At 65.5% G+C, this 15,755-nt stretch carries 13 protein-coding genes; 3 read left to right on the forward strand and 10 right to left on the reverse strand.

The window, feature by feature from the left end:
- Window positions 1–16: 16 nt before the first annotated feature.
- The 6 genes from FQ668_RS09420 to FQ668_RS09445 are packed head-to-tail and all read right to left on the reverse strand — an operon-like array spanning window position 17 to window position 6,828.
- Window positions 17–1,648 (reverse strand): BatD family protein, encoded by a 1,632-nt coding sequence (locus tag FQ668_RS09420; RefSeq protein WP_144180051.1) that lies wholly within the window; start codon window positions 1,646–1,648, stop codon window positions 17–19.
- Entirely contained in the window at window positions 1,645–3,363 is a 1,719-nt protein-coding gene (locus FQ668_RS09425; RefSeq protein WP_014591864.1) for a tetratricopeptide repeat protein, read from the reverse strand. The genes FQ668_RS09420 and FQ668_RS09425 overlap by 4 nt, the downstream gene beginning before the upstream one ends.
- On the reverse strand, window positions 3,360–4,436 hold the full coding sequence (locus FQ668_RS09430; RefSeq protein ID WP_010953038.1) for a VWA domain-containing protein: 1,077 nt from the start codon (window positions 4,434–4,436) through the stop codon (window positions 3,360–3,362). Before FQ668_RS09430 ends, FQ668_RS09425 begins: the two co-directional genes overlap by 4 nt.
- Window positions 4,429–4,923: a DUF4381 domain-containing protein gene (locus FQ668_RS09435; protein WP_019437983.1), complete on the reverse strand. Its 495-nt coding sequence runs from the start codon at window positions 4,921–4,923 to the stop codon at window positions 4,429–4,431. Before FQ668_RS09435 ends, FQ668_RS09430 begins: the two co-directional genes overlap by 8 nt.
- Entirely contained in the window at window positions 4,920–5,864 is a 945-nt protein-coding gene (locus tag FQ668_RS09440; protein ID WP_014591862.1) for a DUF58 domain-containing protein, read from the reverse strand. The genes FQ668_RS09435 and FQ668_RS09440 overlap by 4 nt, the downstream gene beginning before the upstream one ends.
- Window positions 5,865–5,868: 4 nt before the next feature.
- The gene (locus FQ668_RS09445; protein WP_003247242.1) at window positions 5,869–6,828 is read right to left on the reverse strand and encodes a MoxR family ATPase; all 960 of its coding nucleotides are present in this window, start codon (window positions 6,826–6,828) and stop codon (window positions 5,869–5,871) included.
- 228 nt (window positions 6,829–7,056) lie between these two features.
- Here FQ668_RS09445 and FQ668_RS09450 point away from each other — a divergent pair, with 228 nt between their 5' ends.
- Window positions 7,057–8,367 (forward strand): DUF2235 domain-containing protein, encoded by a 1,311-nt coding sequence (locus FQ668_RS09450; RefSeq protein ID WP_019437985.1) that lies wholly within the window; start codon window positions 7,057–7,059, stop codon window positions 8,365–8,367.
- Between the two features lie 35 nt (window positions 8,368–8,402).
- Here the strand turns inward: FQ668_RS09450 and FQ668_RS09455 are convergent, their stop codons facing one another.
- From FQ668_RS09455 to FQ668_RS09470, 4 genes are all read right to left on the reverse strand, one after another.
- Window positions 8,403–9,620, reverse strand: a complete 1,218-nt coding sequence (locus FQ668_RS09455) for an MFS transporter (RefSeq protein WP_019437986.1) — start codon at window positions 9,618–9,620, stop codon at window positions 8,403–8,405.
- A 59-nt stretch (window positions 9,621–9,679) separates the two neighbouring features.
- Window positions 9,680–10,894, reverse strand: coding sequence for a benzoate/H(+) symporter BenE family transporter (locus FQ668_RS09460; RefSeq protein ID WP_014591859.1), 1,215 nt, complete (start codon window positions 10,892–10,894; stop codon window positions 9,680–9,682).
- A gap of 149 nt (window positions 10,895–11,043) precedes the next feature.
- Entirely contained in the window at window positions 11,044–11,931 is an 888-nt protein-coding gene (locus FQ668_RS09465) for a dihydrodipicolinate synthase family protein (RefSeq protein ID WP_019437987.1), read from the reverse strand.
- Window positions 11,932–11,975: 44 nt separating this feature from the next.
- The gene (locus FQ668_RS09470) at window positions 11,976–12,758 is read right to left on the reverse strand and encodes an aldolase (RefSeq protein WP_014591857.1); all 783 of its coding nucleotides are present in this window, start codon (window positions 12,756–12,758) and stop codon (window positions 11,976–11,978) included.
- Between the two features lie 245 nt (window positions 12,759–13,003).
- On the opposite strand from FQ668_RS09470, the gene FQ668_RS09475 reads away from it, so the two are divergent.
- Both FQ668_RS09475 and FQ668_RS09480 read left to right on the forward strand, forming a co-directional pair.
- Window positions 13,004–14,551 carry an AMP-binding protein gene (locus tag FQ668_RS09475; RefSeq protein WP_014591856.1) on the forward strand — a complete coding sequence of 516 codons (1,548 nt, stop codon included), beginning with the start codon at window positions 13,004–13,006 and terminating at the stop codon, window positions 14,549–14,551.
- Window positions 14,552–14,565: 14 nt separating this feature from the next.
- Window positions 14,566–15,732, forward strand: coding sequence for an acyl-CoA dehydrogenase family protein (locus FQ668_RS09480; RefSeq protein ID WP_019437988.1), 1,167 nt, complete (start codon window positions 14,566–14,568; stop codon window positions 15,730–15,732).
- Window positions 15,733–15,755 lie beyond the last annotated feature (23 nt).

Here is a 15,755-nt window from a genome sequence, read left to right on the forward strand (position 1 = left end):
AACCAGCCACTGCGCATCACTTGGGATAGAGCGGCGGCAAGCTGCCGCTCTCGCCCGCTGGCAGCAACACCTGCTCAGCTGGCGGAATGGTACCAATCGCCCGCCACAAATCCTCCCCCTGCCAATACTGCCCGCTCTCGCTGTACAACGCCCCGTTCAAACCATCCAGCGCATCCGACAACGGCACGAAGCGCGCCGCCATCTCGGCCAGGGTTTCCGGTTGCTGCCGGGCCCAGGCATCCAGCGCCTGGCGCGTAGCCTGGGGGTCGTTGGCCTGGCATGCGCGCTTGAGGTCGTCCAGCAAGGTGCGTGGGCTTGGCCCGTTCTGCGCCGTGCGCAGCACCGCTGGCCGCGAACGGGCGCGCCACCACAGGGCAAAGCCCAGCACGGTGGTCAGGGCAAACACCAGTGTGGACAGCTGCCAGGGCCACAGCAGGGTGCTGGCGCTGCTGTTGTCGCCCACCGGGGTGTCGGCGCTCAGTGCCGGGTTGTCCTGCACGTTCAGCGTGCGCGCCGGCAGGCTGCTGTGCTCCAGGTGGTCTTCGCGGGTGTTCCACCAGGCCACTTCCAGCGCCGGCAAGGCCAGCGTGCCGCTGTGGGTTGGCACCAGGGCCTCGCGCTCTTCGCGGTTGGCGGTCATGCCCCGTTCGCTGATTTCGTTGCGCAGCAGCGGCTGGTCAGGGTAGCGGCGCAGGCCGATGATTTCTGTGGCCGGCAGCGGCGGCAGTTGGGTGCTGGACAAGCCTTCGGCACGCAAGGTGATGTTGCGCGTCAGCGAGTCGCCAATCTGTACCTGCTGGCTGCCCGGGTCGGGGCTCCAGTGCTCTTCCAGGGTCAGGCTGCTGGCTGGCAACCACGGCAAGCCAGCCGGCCAGGCTGCCGGAATCGGCCGTACCGTGAGGCGCAAGGACAGCGAGCTGACCTGCACCTGGTGGCCGGCGCGGGCCGTGCCATTGGCCTGCGCTGCTTCGTCGTTGCTGGCAGCTGCCGTGGCGGAGAACGTCAGCGACGGGATGTCGAGGGTGCCGCTTTGCTGGGCATACACCGCATAGCGGGTTTCGATCACGCCATGACGCACGCCGTTGATTTCCTTTTCATACGTGCGCGACTCGCCCAGCGGCTCGACCTTGGCGTTCTCCAGTTGCAGGGGGCTGAGGCTGCTGTCGTCGTACAGCGCTACCGAGTGGTAGATGCGCAGGGTCAGCACGGCTTGGGCCTGGACATAGACGTCGTGGCTGTCGAGGGTCGCTTCGATGAATACCTGAGCGTTGTCCTGGCGGCTGGCATCGGCCTGCAGTACTTGCAATTCGATGGCTTGGCTGTGCGACTGGCCCAGCCGCAGCTCGGGGATGCGCAGGCTACCGCTGCGCCGTGGCAGCAGGGTGATGATCCAGCGGGTGCTGGCGCGGGTTTCGCCGTCCAGGGTGTGCAGGCTGTTCAACTGGCGCGTGCCGCGCACTTCGAAGTCACCTTCCAGGGCGCGCAGGTCGGGCTTGCCGAACTGGGTGACGTCCTGGCTTTCCAGAGTCAGTTCCAGGCTTTCGCCCGCTTCCAGGCGGGTGCGGTCGACGCTGGCCTGCAGCAGCGGCTCGGCCTGGGCCAGCACGGCCCACAGCAGGGTGAGGAGAAAGACGCCGAAGCGACTCATCGTGATTTTTCCTGATGCAATTGCTGTTCATACCAGAATTTGCGTCGCAGCAGCTCTGCCGGGTTGTCGGGGATCTCCCGCAGCCATTGCTCCAGGGCTTGGCGCTGTTCGCCGTCGAGGCTGGTCGACACCGGGCGCTGTGGCGGCTGGATGACACTGTCGTCGCCCCCGGCCTGGTTGCCGGGGGCGGCCTGGCTGTTGCTGCTGCTTTCGCCGGGTTGTTCGGGGCTGGCCTGTTGGTCGTTGCCGGGTGTGCCTTGGGACGGGCTGCTGGCCGAGCTGCTGTTGCCTTCGGTTTCGCTGCCGGGCGTGCCTTGGGCATCGCTGCCGGGCGGTTGTTCCTCGGCCTTGGCTTCACGTTGCTGCAGCAGTTGCTGCACCAGCGCCTGGTTGTCCAACGCGGCCTGCAGGTCGGGCTGGCGCTCCAGGGCTTGCTCGTAGGCATCCAGGGCGGCTTCCAGCTCGCCACTGTGGGCCAGGGCATTGCCTCGATTGTAGTGGGCTGCTGCAGTGTCGCCTTGGGAAAATGCCTCGGCGGCACCGGCATAGTCGCCGGCCTGGTACAGGGCCATGCCGCGCCATTGCGGGTTTTGGAAGTGACGCGCAGCGCTGGCCGGGCGGTTTTGCTCCAGCAGCTTCTGGCCTTGCTGGTCGGGGCGCAGCCACAGGTCGTTGAGCTCGAAAGCCTGGCCAGGCTGCGGCAAGGCCAGCAGCAGCGGCAGGCAGAACAGCCAGCCGCGCCGGCCGGCGCAGGCGGCCAGCAGCAACAACGGAATCAGCAGCCAGTAACCTTGGTCGGCCCAGCTGTCCAGTTGCAGGGTTTGGCCGTCATTGCGCCCGCTTCGCGGGTTGTCGAACAGGCCCAGGCCACGCAGGTCGAGGTCGTCGATGCGGGCGTGCCGGTAGCGCCCGCCCGTGCCGCTGATAAAACCCTTCAGGCTGGCGCTGTCCAGGCGAGGCAAGAGGATGCCGCCCTGGTCGTCTTTAAGGTATTCGCCATTGGCCTGGCGCACCGGGGCGCCTTCGCGGCTGCCGATGCCCAGCATCAGCAGGCTTGGGCCCTGGCGGCCGAGGGCCTGGGTGATGCCCTGGCGCTCGGCGGCGCTGAGCGCCGAGCCTACCAGCAGCAGGCGGCCTTGGCCGAGGCCGCTCTGGGCCAGGAGCGCCAGGCCTTTTTGCACGGCCAGGTCGGCACGCTGGCCGGGTTTGGGCATGATCGACGGGTCGATGGCCTCGAGCAAATTGCGGGTGGTGGCCAGGTCGTCGGACAGCGGCACCAGGGTGTGCGCGGAGCCGGCATACACCACCAGCGCCGTCTGGCTGTCGCGGCGGTGTTCAAGCAGGTCGAGGATCTTGCGCCGGGCCTGTTCCAGGCGGTTGGGCGGGCTGTCCTCGGCGAGCATTTGCGGGGTCAGTTCGAGCAGGATCACCAGGGGGTCGGCCGGGCGCTGACGGCTTTCTTCCAGCCGCTGCCAGCTGGGCCCAAGCAGCGCCAGGATCACCAGTAACCAGGCGAGGCCCAGCGCCACCCACGGCAGTTTGCTGGTGCTGCCGCTGCCGCCACCCAGCAGTACACCATGGAAGGCGGGTGGCAGAATCATCTGCCAGCGCCCGGCACGCTTGCGCCGGTGCCACAGCTTGTACAGCAGCCAGCCGAGCACGGGAACCGCCAGCAGCCAGAGTGGGCGCAGCCATTGGGGCCACAAGTCGATCATCGCCGCCTCCTTAAACGCAGGCGCTTCAAGCGCTGGCGCCATTCCGGGTGCGGCTGCAGGAAGCGTGGCTTGCGCAGCAGGCGCTGCAACAGGTTGTCTGGCCACTGCACGGCCACCACCAGCAGCACGCTGAGCAGCAGCGCCAGCGCCAGGGGCCAGGCGTACAGGGCCTGGGCTGTGCGCGCCTGGGTCGGTTGCTGGGCCACTGGCTCCAGTTGGTCGAGGGTATCGCCGATAGCGTCCAGTTCGGCGCCGTCATGGGCGCGGAAGTAGGCGCCGTGGGTGATGTCGGCAATTTCCTTGAGCGCGGCTTCGTCCAGGTCCAGGCTCGGGTTGAGGCCGAGCAGGCCTGGGGTGCCACTGGCTTCGGGGTTGGCGCCGATACCGATGGTGTAGATGCGCACGCCTTCCTGGGCCGCCAGGCGGGCGGCTGTCAGCGGGTGAATCTGCCCGCCGTTGTTGGCGCCGTCCGTGATCAGCACCAGCACCCGGCTTTGTGCCGGGCGTTCGCGCAGGCGTTTGACCGCCAGGCCAATGGCGTCGCCGATGGCGGTGTTCTTGCCTGCGATGCCGATTTGCGCCTCGATGAGGAAGGTGCGCACAGTGCGCCGGTCAAAGGTGAGCGGCGCCTGCAGGTAGGCCTGGCTGCCGAACAGAATCAGGCCTACGCGGTCGCCTTCACGGTCTTGCAGGAAGTCGCCCATCAGCGCCTTGACCAGGTCGAGGCGGCTGATGTCCTCGTTCTGCCACTGCATGTCGGGGAAGTCCATCGACCCGGACACGTCCACCGCCACCAGCAGGTCGCGGCCGCTGGCGGCGATCGGCACCGGTTCGCCCAGCCATTGCGGGCGAGCGGCGGCGCACAGCAGCAACAGCCAGATGACGACGAACGGTGCCTGCTGGCGCCAGGTGGGCAGGTTAAGCCGCGCGCGGCGCCCGGCAAGGCCTTCCAGCTCGTTGAGGAATCCCACCTTGAGCACTGGTTCACCACTGTCGGCGGCGGGCAGCAGCAGGCGCGCCAGCCATGGCAGCGGCAACAGGGCGAAGACCCACGGCCAGGCCAGTTCAAACATGCTTGCGGATCCAGGTTTCGACGGCTTGGCTGAGCCCGGCGATGGCCTTGTCGTCGAGCTTGCACTCGGGTTTATAGGCGCCTTCTACCAGTACCATCCAGCGGGTCAGGCCGGCGGCCGGGCAGCGGTTATCCAGAAAGGCCAGCCACTCGCGGCCGTTGAGGGTGTGGCTGTTGGCGCCTGGGTAGTGGTTGCGGCACAGGCGCTTGAGCAGGGCGTTGATCTGTTGCAGCCAGGCGCCGGCCGGGGCGCCGTCATACGGGCGTGGCAGGCGGGCCAGCTCGGCCAAGGCCTCCAGGCGCACCGGGTCCAGGGGTTGTTCGGCGCGCACGATGCGGCGTTTGCCCGGGCGCCAGCGGCGCAGCCGCCACAGGCCCCAGCCCAGGAGCGGCAGGACGGCCAGCAGCAGCCACCAACCCGGTGCGGGTGGCCACAGGCTGACCGGTGCCGGGGCGATCAGTGGGTGCAACTGGTCGAGCGGGTTCATGACGCGCTCCGTGGCCGCTGGGCGTTCAGGTACTCGCGCAGTTGTTCGACCATTTCACTTTGCGTGCTCAGAGGCATCAGCACCACCCTCAGCTTTTGCGCCATCAGCTCCCAGCGCTCGATGCGGGCTTCGGCCTGCTGACGGTAGGCCTGGCGCAGGTTGGCGTCGAGGGTATCGAGCTCCAGCTGGGCACTGCGCTGGGCGAAGCGCAGCAGGCCGGCGGCGGGCAACGCGTGGTCGAGCGGGTCGGATACCGGCAGCAACAGCAGGTCGCAATGCCTTGAGAGCATGGCCAGGTGCTGTTCTACCTGAGCGCTGAGCGAGCGCTCATCGCAGATCACGATGGCCAGGCTGCCGGGGCGCAGCACTTCGCGGGCGCGGCGCAGGGCCAGGCCGAGGCTGTCGGCCCCGGGTATGGCTTCGGTGTGCAGTGACTGGTTGACCTTTGCCAAGCGGTTGAGCAGTTGCAGCAGGCTCTGTTTGCTGCGTCGGGGCTTGATCTCGTGGTGTTCGTTGTCGCCGAACACCAGGCCGCCGATGCGGTCGTTGTGGCCCAGCGCTGCCCAGCCGAACAGCGCCGCAGCCTGGGCCGCCAGCACGGACTTGAACATCAGCCCTGAGCCGAAGAAAAGCCGTTGGCTTTGTTCGACGAGGATGAAGATCGGCCGCTCGCGTTCTTCGTGGAACAGCTTGGTGTGCGGCTCCTGGGTACGCGCAGTGACACGCCAGTCGATGTTGCGCACATCATCGCCGGCCTGGTAAACGCGCACCTGGTCGAAGTCCACGCCGCGCCCACGCAGCCTGGAATGGTGCAGGCCCACCAGTGGGCTGCGCTGGCCGGGCTTGGAAAACAGCTGGATTTCGCGCACGCGGTGGCGCATGTCGATCAGCTCGGCAAGGCCAATGCGGATGCCGTGTTCGGCCAGCTGCGCAGTGGGCATGGGGTCAGGCAACGGCGACGACGTCGAGGATGCGCTGGACCACGCGGTCCTGGTCGATCCCTGCTGCCTCGGCCTCGAACGAGAGGATGATGCGGTGGCGCAGTACGTCGAACAGCACGGCCTGGATGTCTTCGGGGCTGACGAAGTCGCGCCCGGCCAGCCAGGCATGGGCACGCGCGCAGCGGTCCAGCGAGATGGAGCCACGCGGGCTGGCGCCGTAGGCGATCCAGTCGGCCAGCTCGGTGTCGAACTTGGCCGGGGTGCGGGTGGCCATGACCAGCTGCACCAGGTATTCCTCCACAGCGTCGGCCATGTACAGGCCAAGGATTTCCTTGCGCGCGGCGAAGATGGCCTGCTGGCTTACCCGGCGTTCAGGCTTGGTCTCGCCGCCCAGGGCTTCACCCCGGGCCTGCGCCAGGATGCGCCGCTCTACGGCGGCGTCGGGGAAGCCGATTTTTACATGCATCAGGAAGCGGTCGAGCTGGGCCTCGGGCAGCGGGTAGGTGCCTTCCTGCTCGATCGGGTTCTGCGTGGCCATGACCAGAAACAGCGGCGACAGGTCGTAGGTGCTGCGGCCCACGCTGACCTGGCGCTCGGCCATGGCTTCGAGCAGCGCCGACTGCACCTTGGCCGGTGCGCGGTTGATTTCGTCGGCCAGCACCAGGTTATGGAAGATAGGCCCCTGCTGGAACACGAAGCTGCCGGTTTCCGGGCGGTAAATCTCCGTGCCGGTGATGTCGGCCGGGAGCAGGTCGGGGGTGAACTGGATGCGATGGAACTGCGCTTCGATGCCTTCTGCGAGCTCCTTGATGGCTTTGGTCTTGGCCAGGCCTGGTGCCCCTTCGACCAGCATGTGGCCGTCGGCCAGTAGCACGATCAACAGCCGTTCGACCAGTTTCTCCTGGCCTAGGATCTGGGTAGAAAGAAAAGTGCGCAGCGCGATCAGCGCTTCACGGTGTTCCATCGGCGACGGTTCCTGGTAGGGGGCCTGAGGCGGCGTGAGGCAGCAGCCTTGGCAAGGGGGGATACTTTAATCTATCCGGGGGGGCGACGACCAATGGCGGCGGGTAAATTTATCGTTGCAGACGGGCCTGCGGGCAAAGAAATGTCCCACGCATGGCTGGCCTTTGCCTGATGGTCCGTGACGGCGTGCTGGCGCCTGCTTGTGCTTTTCGGACAAGCAGGAGGCACGATGATGAAAATGAGCAGCGCCAGCACGGCAAACCTTACGCCAATCACCCTGCGTTTTGGCGTGTTCTTCGATGGCACCGGAAACAACCTGCACAATGCCACGACGGAGGGTGAGCAGGGTGACAAGGGCGGCAGCTATGGCAACGCCTTGAGCAATGTGGCCCTGTTGCATGCGTTGTATCCGGCTGATGCGGCCTATGCCGACGGGCCGCAGGCGTTCTTGAAGCGCTATGTGGAAGGCGTGGGCACACTGGCGGGTGAAGCCGACCATGTCTACGCCTCGGCCACCGGGCATGGGCGCACAGGGGCCGAGGCGCGGGTTGCCGAGGCGGTGCAGGGAATGGCCGAGCAACTGCAGGCATGGCGCCAGGCGCATCCGCAGGCAACGCTGGAAGGGGTCGAGTTCGATCTTTTCGGTTTCAGCCGCGGCGCGGCAGCGGTGCGGCATCTGGCCAACCTGCTGCACGAGGGCGCGGGCGGGCTGTTGTCGGTGGCGTGCAAAACCTCGATCAACTTTATTGGCCTGTTCGACACCGTGGCGGCGATCATCGCGCCCTTGCAGGGTGACTTCGACCCTGCAGACGGCCGCCACGGTGGCCTGCGCCTGGGCCTGGGTGCGGGTATTGCCCGGCACGTGGTGCAGCTGGTGGCCGAGGACGAGCGGCGGCATAACTTCCCGCTGGTGCGCAGTGGCCACGACATCGTGCTGCCGGGCGTGCACTCGAATATTGGGGGGGGTTACCCGGAAACCTTCCTGGAGCAGGTGCTGCTGTGCAAGCCGCAGTCCCAGTGTGTGCCTGCAGGCACGCGTGTCGAGCAGTGCCGCGTACATGCCAAGGTGAGCGCCTTGCTGGCTTCGACGTTTGCCGATATGGGCGAACCCAGGCCGCGCGTGATGACTTGGGAGGAGCCGATTGCCGGTGGGCGGCGGGACGAGGCGCAAAAGCAGGTCTATGCGGCGGTGTACCGGGAGCGGCAAGTGGCGGGGCACTTGTCCCGGGTGTACTTGAGCGTGATGCGGGCGTTGGCGGTGCGGGCTGGCGTGCCGTTTGCGCCGTTGGGGGCGCAGGCTGAGCATCGGCTGCCGGATGAGTTGTCGGGCATCAGCCGCAAATTGCATGCGTTCGCCCTGGGGGAAACTGGCCAGGTGGGGTTGAGCGAGGAAGAACAGCGGCTGTTGCGCGACAGATACGTGCATGCGTCAGCGAACTGGAACGCCCTGAAGGGCTTGCGCAACAGTGTGCTGGATGTGCTGTTCGTCAATCGGCCGGGGGCAGGCGGGCGCATGGTGCATGCCAACCCGGCGCAATGAATGACTGATCCTGGCCTGGCAATGCTGCACCGGGCCTACAGGGCGCGCGTCAGCTGTTCAGTCGCGCGCCTTCTGGCTGAATACGTCTCTTGTGCCAGGGTCAGCAGCACCGTCAGTAGCATGAACACCACCGATGCGATGAAAATCCCGTTGGGCAGGCGCTGATCGAGCATCCAGCCGAACGCCACCGGCCCGATGGCACCGCCGACGTTGAACCCGGTCGACACCAGGCCGAAGGTTTTGCCCTCCGCCCCGGGTGGCGCCGCCGCCTTGACCAGCATGTCCCGTGATGGGGCGATGACCCCGGTGAGCAAGCCAATGGCGCCCAGTACGACCACCAATGCCCAGCCCTGCAGCAGCCCCAGCGCCACCAGTGCCGTCAGCGCAGCCGCCAGCGCGAAGGCCAGTGCCGCCACCAGGCCATGGCGCCGGGTACGGTCGGCCAAAGCGCCCCCGCACAGCACGCCGGCTGCGCTGCTCAGCAGGAAAGCGGTGAGCGCGGCGTTGGCCCAGGCCAGTGTCAGTCCTTGGCCCTGGACCAGGGCTGCTACGGAGAACTTCTCGATGGCACTGGTGCTCAGGTTGAGCAGGATGAACAGCACCGTCAGCACGCCGATCATGGGGGTGAACAAACGTACCCGGCCTGTTGCTGCGGCCGGGCCTGCGCCTTGTGGGTTGGCAGGCCTGGCGACCCGGTACACGCCACTGCCTGGTATCGATATCAGCAGCAGCGCGGCTACCCCGAATACCGCGCCCGCCGCCAGGGCTGCCCGCGTGCCGAACGCTGCGGCGATGCCGAGAAATACGGCTGGGGTAACGGCCGAACCGAGGAAACCGGCAAAGGTATGTATAGAGAACGACCGCCCCAGGCGTGCGGGCTCGATGCCGTTGGCCAGCAGCGCATAGTCGGCCGGGTGGTACACACCATTGGCCAGGCCAGCCATGGCCATCGCCACCAGCAATACCGCATACCCGGGGCTGGCCGCCAGCAGCATGAAGCTGAGGCTGCCCAGCAACAGCCCGGCCCTGAGCACTTTACGTGCACCATAGTGGTCGACGGCATAACCCAGCGGGGCCTGTACCAGCGCGGAGACGATGTTGAACACCGCCAGGGCTACGCCCAGCTCTACGAAGCCTACGCCCAGCAGGCCGGGCAGCACGGGCAGTAGCGCCGGGATCAGCATGATGTGCACATGGCTGACGAAGTGCACGGCAGCAATTTGGGTCAGCAGCTTGGGGCCAGCGTGGGGCATGTCGATACCTGTTGAACAGCGTGCGCCCCTGGCGCACGGCAAGGTGGTGGAAAGCTCGTTTAGCGGGAGGCGCCGCGCAAACCGGGCAAGCGACCGTTCAGGACAACATGGGCCAGCAGACCAATGACCAGGCCCCAGAAAGCCCCGCCAATGCCCAACAGGCTGATGTTGGCCGCCGCCGCCAGGAAGGTGATCAGTGCTGATTCGCGTGAACGGGCATCGGCCAGGGCGCTGGCCAGGCTGGCACCGATGGTGCCCAGCAGGGCAAGGCCCGCCAGGGTGGTGATAAAGGTGCCCGGCAGGGCCATGAAGACACTCGCCAGCGTGACCCCGAACACCCCGACGAGGATGTAGCAGACCCCGGCAGCGATACCCGCCACCCAGCGCTTGTCCGGGTTTTCATGGGCTTCCTTGCCGGTGCAGATGGCCGCGGTGATGGCAGCGATGTTGAACGCGTGTGAACCGAAGGGCGCCATCAGCAACGAACCCATGCCGGTGACGGCGACAATCGGGTTGGCGCTGGTCTTGAAACCATCGTTGCGCAGCACCAGCATGCCGGGCATGTACTGGCCGGTGAGGGTGATCAGGAACAAGGGCAGGGCCACGCTGAGGGCCGCGTTGAGGGAGAAGGTGGGCGCGGTGAAAACCGGTGAGGCGAATTCCAGCCGCAACGTCGTCAGGCCCACTTGCCCCTGCAGCAACAGGTACCCCAGGCCCAGCAGCAGTATGGCGACCACGGCGTAACGGGCGGTGAAGCGTTTGAAGGCCACATACGCTGCAATCAGCAACCCGGCGAGGGTGGGGTCGACCGACAGGCTGGCAAAGGCACCGATGCCGAACTGCAGCAGGATGCCGGCCAGCAGGCCGGCGGCAATACCGCCGGGCACGACGCGCACCAGCCGCTCGAAGCACCCGCTCAACCCCAGCACCACGAAGCCGGCGGCCGACAGCAGGTAGGCACCTATGGCCTCGCTGTAGGGCACGCTGGCCAGGGCGGTGACCAAGAACGCGGCGGCTGGCGTGGACCAGGCTGTGATGACCGGCTCGCGGCTGTACCAGGACAATGCCAGGCCGCTGAGGCCGACGCCGATCGACACCGCCCAGACCCACGATGACGTCAGCTCCGGGCTCAGCCCGGCCACTTTGGCCGCCTGGAACACCAGGATGAACGTGCCGCCGTAGTTGACGATCACCGAAACGAGTCCGGCAATCACCGGGTGAAGGATGTCTGTCAGCCTGAGCGGCGTTGCAGAGCTTTGAGCAGGCGCGTCCATGGTTGCCTCTGGTAATGGTCAGATGAGGAGCAGTTTTGTGCGGCGAAGGGGTAATCCGACTGCAGCGTCATTGGCCCTTTCGCAGCCCAAGGCTGTTCCTGAAAAAAAAGGCTGCCCGACAGCGACAGGCTGCCGGGCAGGTTTGTGCATCAGTTGGTCAGCGCCACCAGCAGGTTTTTCAGGTGGTTGCTGCCTTGCGCATCCAGCGGCTGCAGGGGCAGGCGTGGGGCGCCGACCTCCTGGCCGAGCATTTTCAGGCCGGCCTTGATGGTGGTCGGCAGGCCACGGCGGGTGATGTACTCCAGCAGCTCGTACTGGCGGTAGAACAACGCACGGGCTTCGGCCAGATCGCCTTGTTGTACGGCGTCCCACAGTGCCAGGTTGAGTGCAGGGATCAGGTTGGGCGCGGCGGTACACCAGCCCGTGGCACCGGCCACCAAGGCTTCCAGGGTCAGCGGGTTGCAACCGTTGTAGAACGCCACCTGTCCATCTGTAGCCGTGAACAGGCGGTGCATGCGCTGAATGTCACCGGTGCTTTCCTTGACCATGGTCACATTGGGTACTTCGCCGAGGATACGCAGGATCAGCTCCACCGACAGGTCGGTACCGCTGGTGCCCGGGTTGTTGTAGAGCATGATCGGAATGTCGATGGCGGCGCCGACCGCCTTGTAGTGGGCGACCACTTCGGCTTCGGTGAGCTTCCAGTAAGAGATGGGCAGCACCATCACCGCCGTGGCGCCGCAGGCCTGTGCCAGGCGGGCACGCTGCACGGTGCGGGCGGTGGTCAAATCGGAGACGCTGACCACGCTGGGTACGCGCCCGGCAATGCGTGCCTGGCTGAAGCGCACCACGGTTTCCCATTCGCTGTCGGACAGGTAAGCCCCTTCGCCGGTGCTGCCCAGCGGCGCGATGGCGTGCACGCCGTCGGCGATCAGGCTATCGATGGACGTGCCCAAGGCATCCAGGTCGAGTGTGCCGTCTGCCGTGAATGGAGTGATGGTGTAGCCGATAACGCCGCGAATTACAGGTGTAGACATGACCAGGCACCTTTGCCGTTGTTGAGGAAAGAGTACAGCTTCGATCAGCCCAGGCAGTCGCCATGGGCACGCAAGGCACGGCGCGCGTAGTAGCTGAAGGCAGCACCGTGACGTTTGGGGGTGGAAATCCAGTCGTGGGCCTCTTTGCCCAGTGCTTCGGGGATGGGGCGGATGTCACCGGCGCCCATGGCCAGCAGTTGCATCTTTGCTGCGCGCTCGAACAGCAGGGCGAGCACGCAGGCTTCCTCGATCGAACGCCCAGCGATCAGCAGGCCATGATGGGAAAGCAGGATTGCGCGCTTGTCGCCAATCGCCTTCGCGATGATTTCGCCTTCTTCATTGCCCACCGGCACACCGGGCCATTCCTTGAGGAATGCACAGTCGTTGAACAGTGGGCACAGGTCCATGTGCGAGATGGCCAGCGGAACTTCCAGCATCGACAAGGCGGCGCTGTGCAGGGGGTGGGTATGGATGATGCAGTTGACGTCGGGACGGGCGCGGTACAGCCAGCTGTGGAAGCGGTTGGCCGGGTTGGCCATGCCATGGCCTTGCAGCACCGTCAGGTCTTCGTCCACCACCAGCAGGTTGGAGGCGGCGATTTCGTCGAAGCCAAGCCCCAGTTGTTGGGTGTAGTAGGTGCCAGGTTCCTGCGCACGCGCAGTGATCTGCCCGGCCAGGCCAGAGTCGTGGCCGCCGTCGAACAGGATCCGGCAGGTGAGGGCGAGCTTTTGTCGCACGGTGTAGGTGTTGTCAGTCAGCGCCGTCAGCATCTGTTGCTGGGCGAGTTTGACAAGCTGGTCCTTGGAGGTGTGCATGGTGGTCGTCATGGGCGGTACCTGCAGGGGGTGGAGACTAGGGATGGCTGATCGGCGCGGAGGCGACGCCAGGACACGGAGTTGATGATAATGACACAGAGTGTCATACGCAAGCGATGTGTCATCCTTGACTCAGGGCGTCAACGCATCAGTGCCAGCGCAATCTGTTATGGCGTGCATACGCAACTGGTATTACTTGCCCCGGCTTCACGCTGTTTAGCATCGATCGGGTCTTAACCGTCGACGAGAACAACAACGTGAACCTTGGAACCCTATCCAGTCGAAGTGCCAGATACTGGCCTGAACGTCTGGCGGTAATCGACCGCCACACCCGGCTGACCTTCGCTCAGCTCGAACAGCGGGCCAACCAGTTGGCCTCGGCCTTGCTGGCACAGGGCATCGCCACGGGCGAGCATGTCGCCATCCTGGCGCCAAACCGCGCCGAACTGGTGGAAGCAGAGGTGGCTTTCTACAAGGCCGGCCTGGTCAAGGTACCGGTCAATGCGCGTCTGGCACCGGATGAAGTCATTCAGGTGCTCAACGACGCCTGCAGCGTCGCGCTGATCGCCGATGCGCAACTCGCCCAGGCGTTGCTGGACCGCAGGCAGGAGATACCTGCGTTACGCTTGATCGTGACCTTGGGTGAGCGGGGCGGTGACATCACCTATGCCGCGCTGCTGGCCCAAGGCAGTAGCCAGCCAATCAGCTGCGACCTGCCTGACGATGCCCTTGCCGTTTTGCATTACACCTCTGGCAGCTCTGGTGTGCTCAAGGCTGCGATGCTCAGCGTGGGCAACCGCAAGGCGCTAATCCGCAAGAGCCTCGCCAGCCCGACCCGTCGCGCCGCCCCGGGCGACGTGATGGCTCACGTCGGCCCTATCACCCATGCAAGCGGCATGCAGCTGATGCCACTGCTGGCGGTCGGTGCCTGCAACCTGCTGCTGGAGCGCTACGACGACCAGCTGTTGCTCGAGACCATCCAGCGCGAAGGCGTAACCCGCTTGTTCCTGGTACCTGCCATGATCAATCGCCTGGTCAACTTTCCCGATGTCGAGCGCTACGACCTGAGCAGCTTGCGCCTGGTGATGTACGGTGCCGCGCCGATGGCACCAGCGCTGGTGAAGCGGGCCATCGAGGTATTCGGGCCGATCCTGGCCCAGGGTTACGGTGCTGGCGAGACCTGCTCGCTGGTAACCGTCCTGACCGAACAGGACCATTTGTGCGAGGGCGGCGACTACCGGCGCCTGGCTTCGTGCGGGCGTTGCTACTTCGAAACCGACCTGCGCGTGGTGAACGACCATTTCCAGGACGTCCAGCCGGGAGAGGTGGGCGAAATCGTAGTCAAGGGCCCGGACATCATGCAGGGGTACTGGCGGGCCCCCCACCTCACCGCCGAAGTGATGCGCGACGGCTACTACCTGACTGGCGACCTGGCCACGGTGGATGAGCAGGGGTATGTGTTCATTGTCGACCGCAAGAAAGAAATGATCATTTCCGGTGGTTTCAACATTTACCCCAGCGAGGTCGAGCAGGTGCTCTACAGCATGCCGCAGGTGTTCGAGGCAGCGGTGGTGGGGGTGCCTGACGAGCAGTGGGGCGAAGCGGTGCGGGCGGTGATCGTGCTCAAACCGGGCATGGCGCTGCAAGAGCAGGACGTCATCGAACATTGCGCCCAGGCCCTGGCCGGTTTCAAGAAACCACGTGCCGTGGACTTCGTCAGCGAGCTGCCGAAAAACCCCAACGGCAAGGTGGTGCGCCGGTTGATCCGTGACGCCTACTGGCAAAACAGCGAACGCCGTATCTGACACGAGGAACGACCATGTATCAGCCAAGCGAAAAGGCCCAGCAGATCATCGAGGCCATCAGTGGCTTCGTTCGCAACGAAATCCTGCCCCTGGAACAGCAAGCCGGTCTCAGTTGGGCAGAGCCGCACCCACGGGCGGTGCTGCAGCAGGTATGGCAGCGCTCGTGCGAGCAGGGCTTCTACAACATCATGCTGCCCGAGGCGATAGGTGGCGCCGGGTTGAGCGTGTCAGACCTGTGTGCGGTCAAGGAAGCCACGGTGCTCACCGGCTCGATGCTGGCGCCGCACATTCTCGGTGAGCTTTCCGGGCCGCCCCGTATCGGCCATCTGTTCAAGGTGGCGAGCCCGACCCAGATCGAGGCGTTCCTGCAGCCGGTGTGCCGTGCCGAAAAGGCCGTGTGCTTCGCCCTGACTGAAAGCGAAGCCGGCTCTGATGCAACGGCGATCAAGACCTCCGCACGGCGGGAAGGTGAACACTATGTGCTGAACGGCGCCAAGCGTTACATTTCGGGTGCGCCCTATGCCGACATTGCGGTGCTGCTTGCAGTGACGGATCCCGGGCGCGGTGCCCAAGGGATTTCGGCATTCTTCGTCGACCTGAGCGCGCCGGGGGTAAGGGTTGAAAGTGATTATTCGGTCATGTCCGGCGGTGGTGCGCATGGCGACATCATCCTTGATGACGTACGGGTGCCGGCGGCCAACCGCATTGGTGAGCAGGGGCAGGGTTTCAAGCTGGCGATGGGGCGTATCACCCTCAACCGCCTGCTGCATTGCCCCACCTTGCTGGGGCTGGCCGGCCTGGCACTGAACCTCTCGATCGACTATGCCCGCACGCGCAAGCAGTTCGGCCAGCCTATCGCCATGTTCCAGTCGATCAACCACATGATCGCCGACATGGCCACCGAGCTGCATGCTGCACGCAGCATGGTCTACGCCACGGCAGCGGTGAATGACGCCGGCGGCAATATCCGCACCCAGGCCCCGATGTGCAAGCTGTTCGTTTCGGAGACGGCCTTCCGCATCGCCGATCGCGCCGTGCAGATACACGGCGGTGCCGGGCTGGTGCGTGGCAACCCGGTGGAGTGGATATTCCGTGCGACACGTATGATGCGCATTCTCACGGGAACCAGCGAGATCCAGCGCAACACCATCGCCAAGGGCGTGCTCATGCCTGAGCAATGACGCGGTATGCCCGGCCCCCGGTG

It is taken from the genome of Pseudomonas sp. Kh14 (assembly GCF_900291005.1).
Classification (GTDB): domain Bacteria; phylum Pseudomonadota; class Gammaproteobacteria; order Pseudomonadales; family Pseudomonadaceae; genus Aquipseudomonas; species Aquipseudomonas alloputida.

Coding starts and splice junctions, on each gene's coding strand:
- FQ668_RS09465 (WP_019437987.1), bottom strand. CDS start 11,931: ATGTCTACACCTGTAATTCGCGGCGTTATCGGCTACACCATCACTCCA.
- FQ668_RS09455 (WP_019437986.1), bottom strand. CDS start 9,620: ATGCCCCACGCTGGCCCCAAGCTGCTGACCCAAATTGCTGCCGTGCAC.
- FQ668_RS09430 (WP_010953038.1), bottom strand. CDS start 4,436: ATGTTTGAACTGGCCTGGCCGTGGGTCTTCGCCCTGTTGCCGCTGCCA.
- FQ668_RS09445 (WP_003247242.1), bottom strand. CDS start 6,828: ATGGAACACCGTGAAGCGCTGATCGCGCTGCGCACTTTTCTTTCTACC.
- FQ668_RS09450 (WP_019437985.1), top strand. CDS start 7,057: ATGATGAAAATGAGCAGCGCCAGCACGGCAAACCTTACGCCAATCACC.
- FQ668_RS09425 (WP_014591864.1), bottom strand. CDS start 3,363: ATGATCGACTTGTGGCCCCAATGGCTGCGCCCACTCTGGCTGCTGGCG.
- FQ668_RS09480 (WP_019437988.1), top strand. CDS start 14,566: ATGTATCAGCCAAGCGAAAAGGCCCAGCAGATCATCGAGGCCATCAGT.
- FQ668_RS09440 (WP_014591862.1), bottom strand. CDS start 5,864: ATGCCCACTGCGCAGCTGGCCGAACACGGCATCCGCATTGGCCTTGCC.
- FQ668_RS09435 (WP_019437983.1), bottom strand. CDS start 4,923: ATGAACCCGCTCGACCAGTTGCACCCACTGATCGCCCCGGCACCGGTC.
- FQ668_RS09460 (WP_014591859.1), bottom strand. CDS start 10,894: ATGGACGCGCCTGCTCAAAGCTCTGCAACGCCGCTCAGGCTGACAGAC.
- FQ668_RS09470 (WP_014591857.1), bottom strand. CDS start 12,758: ATGACGACCACCATGCACACCTCCAAGGACCAGCTTGTCAAACTCGCC.
- FQ668_RS09420 (WP_144180051.1), bottom strand. CDS start 1,648: ATGAGTCGCTTCGGCGTCTTTCTCCTCACCCTGCTGTGGGCCGTGCTG.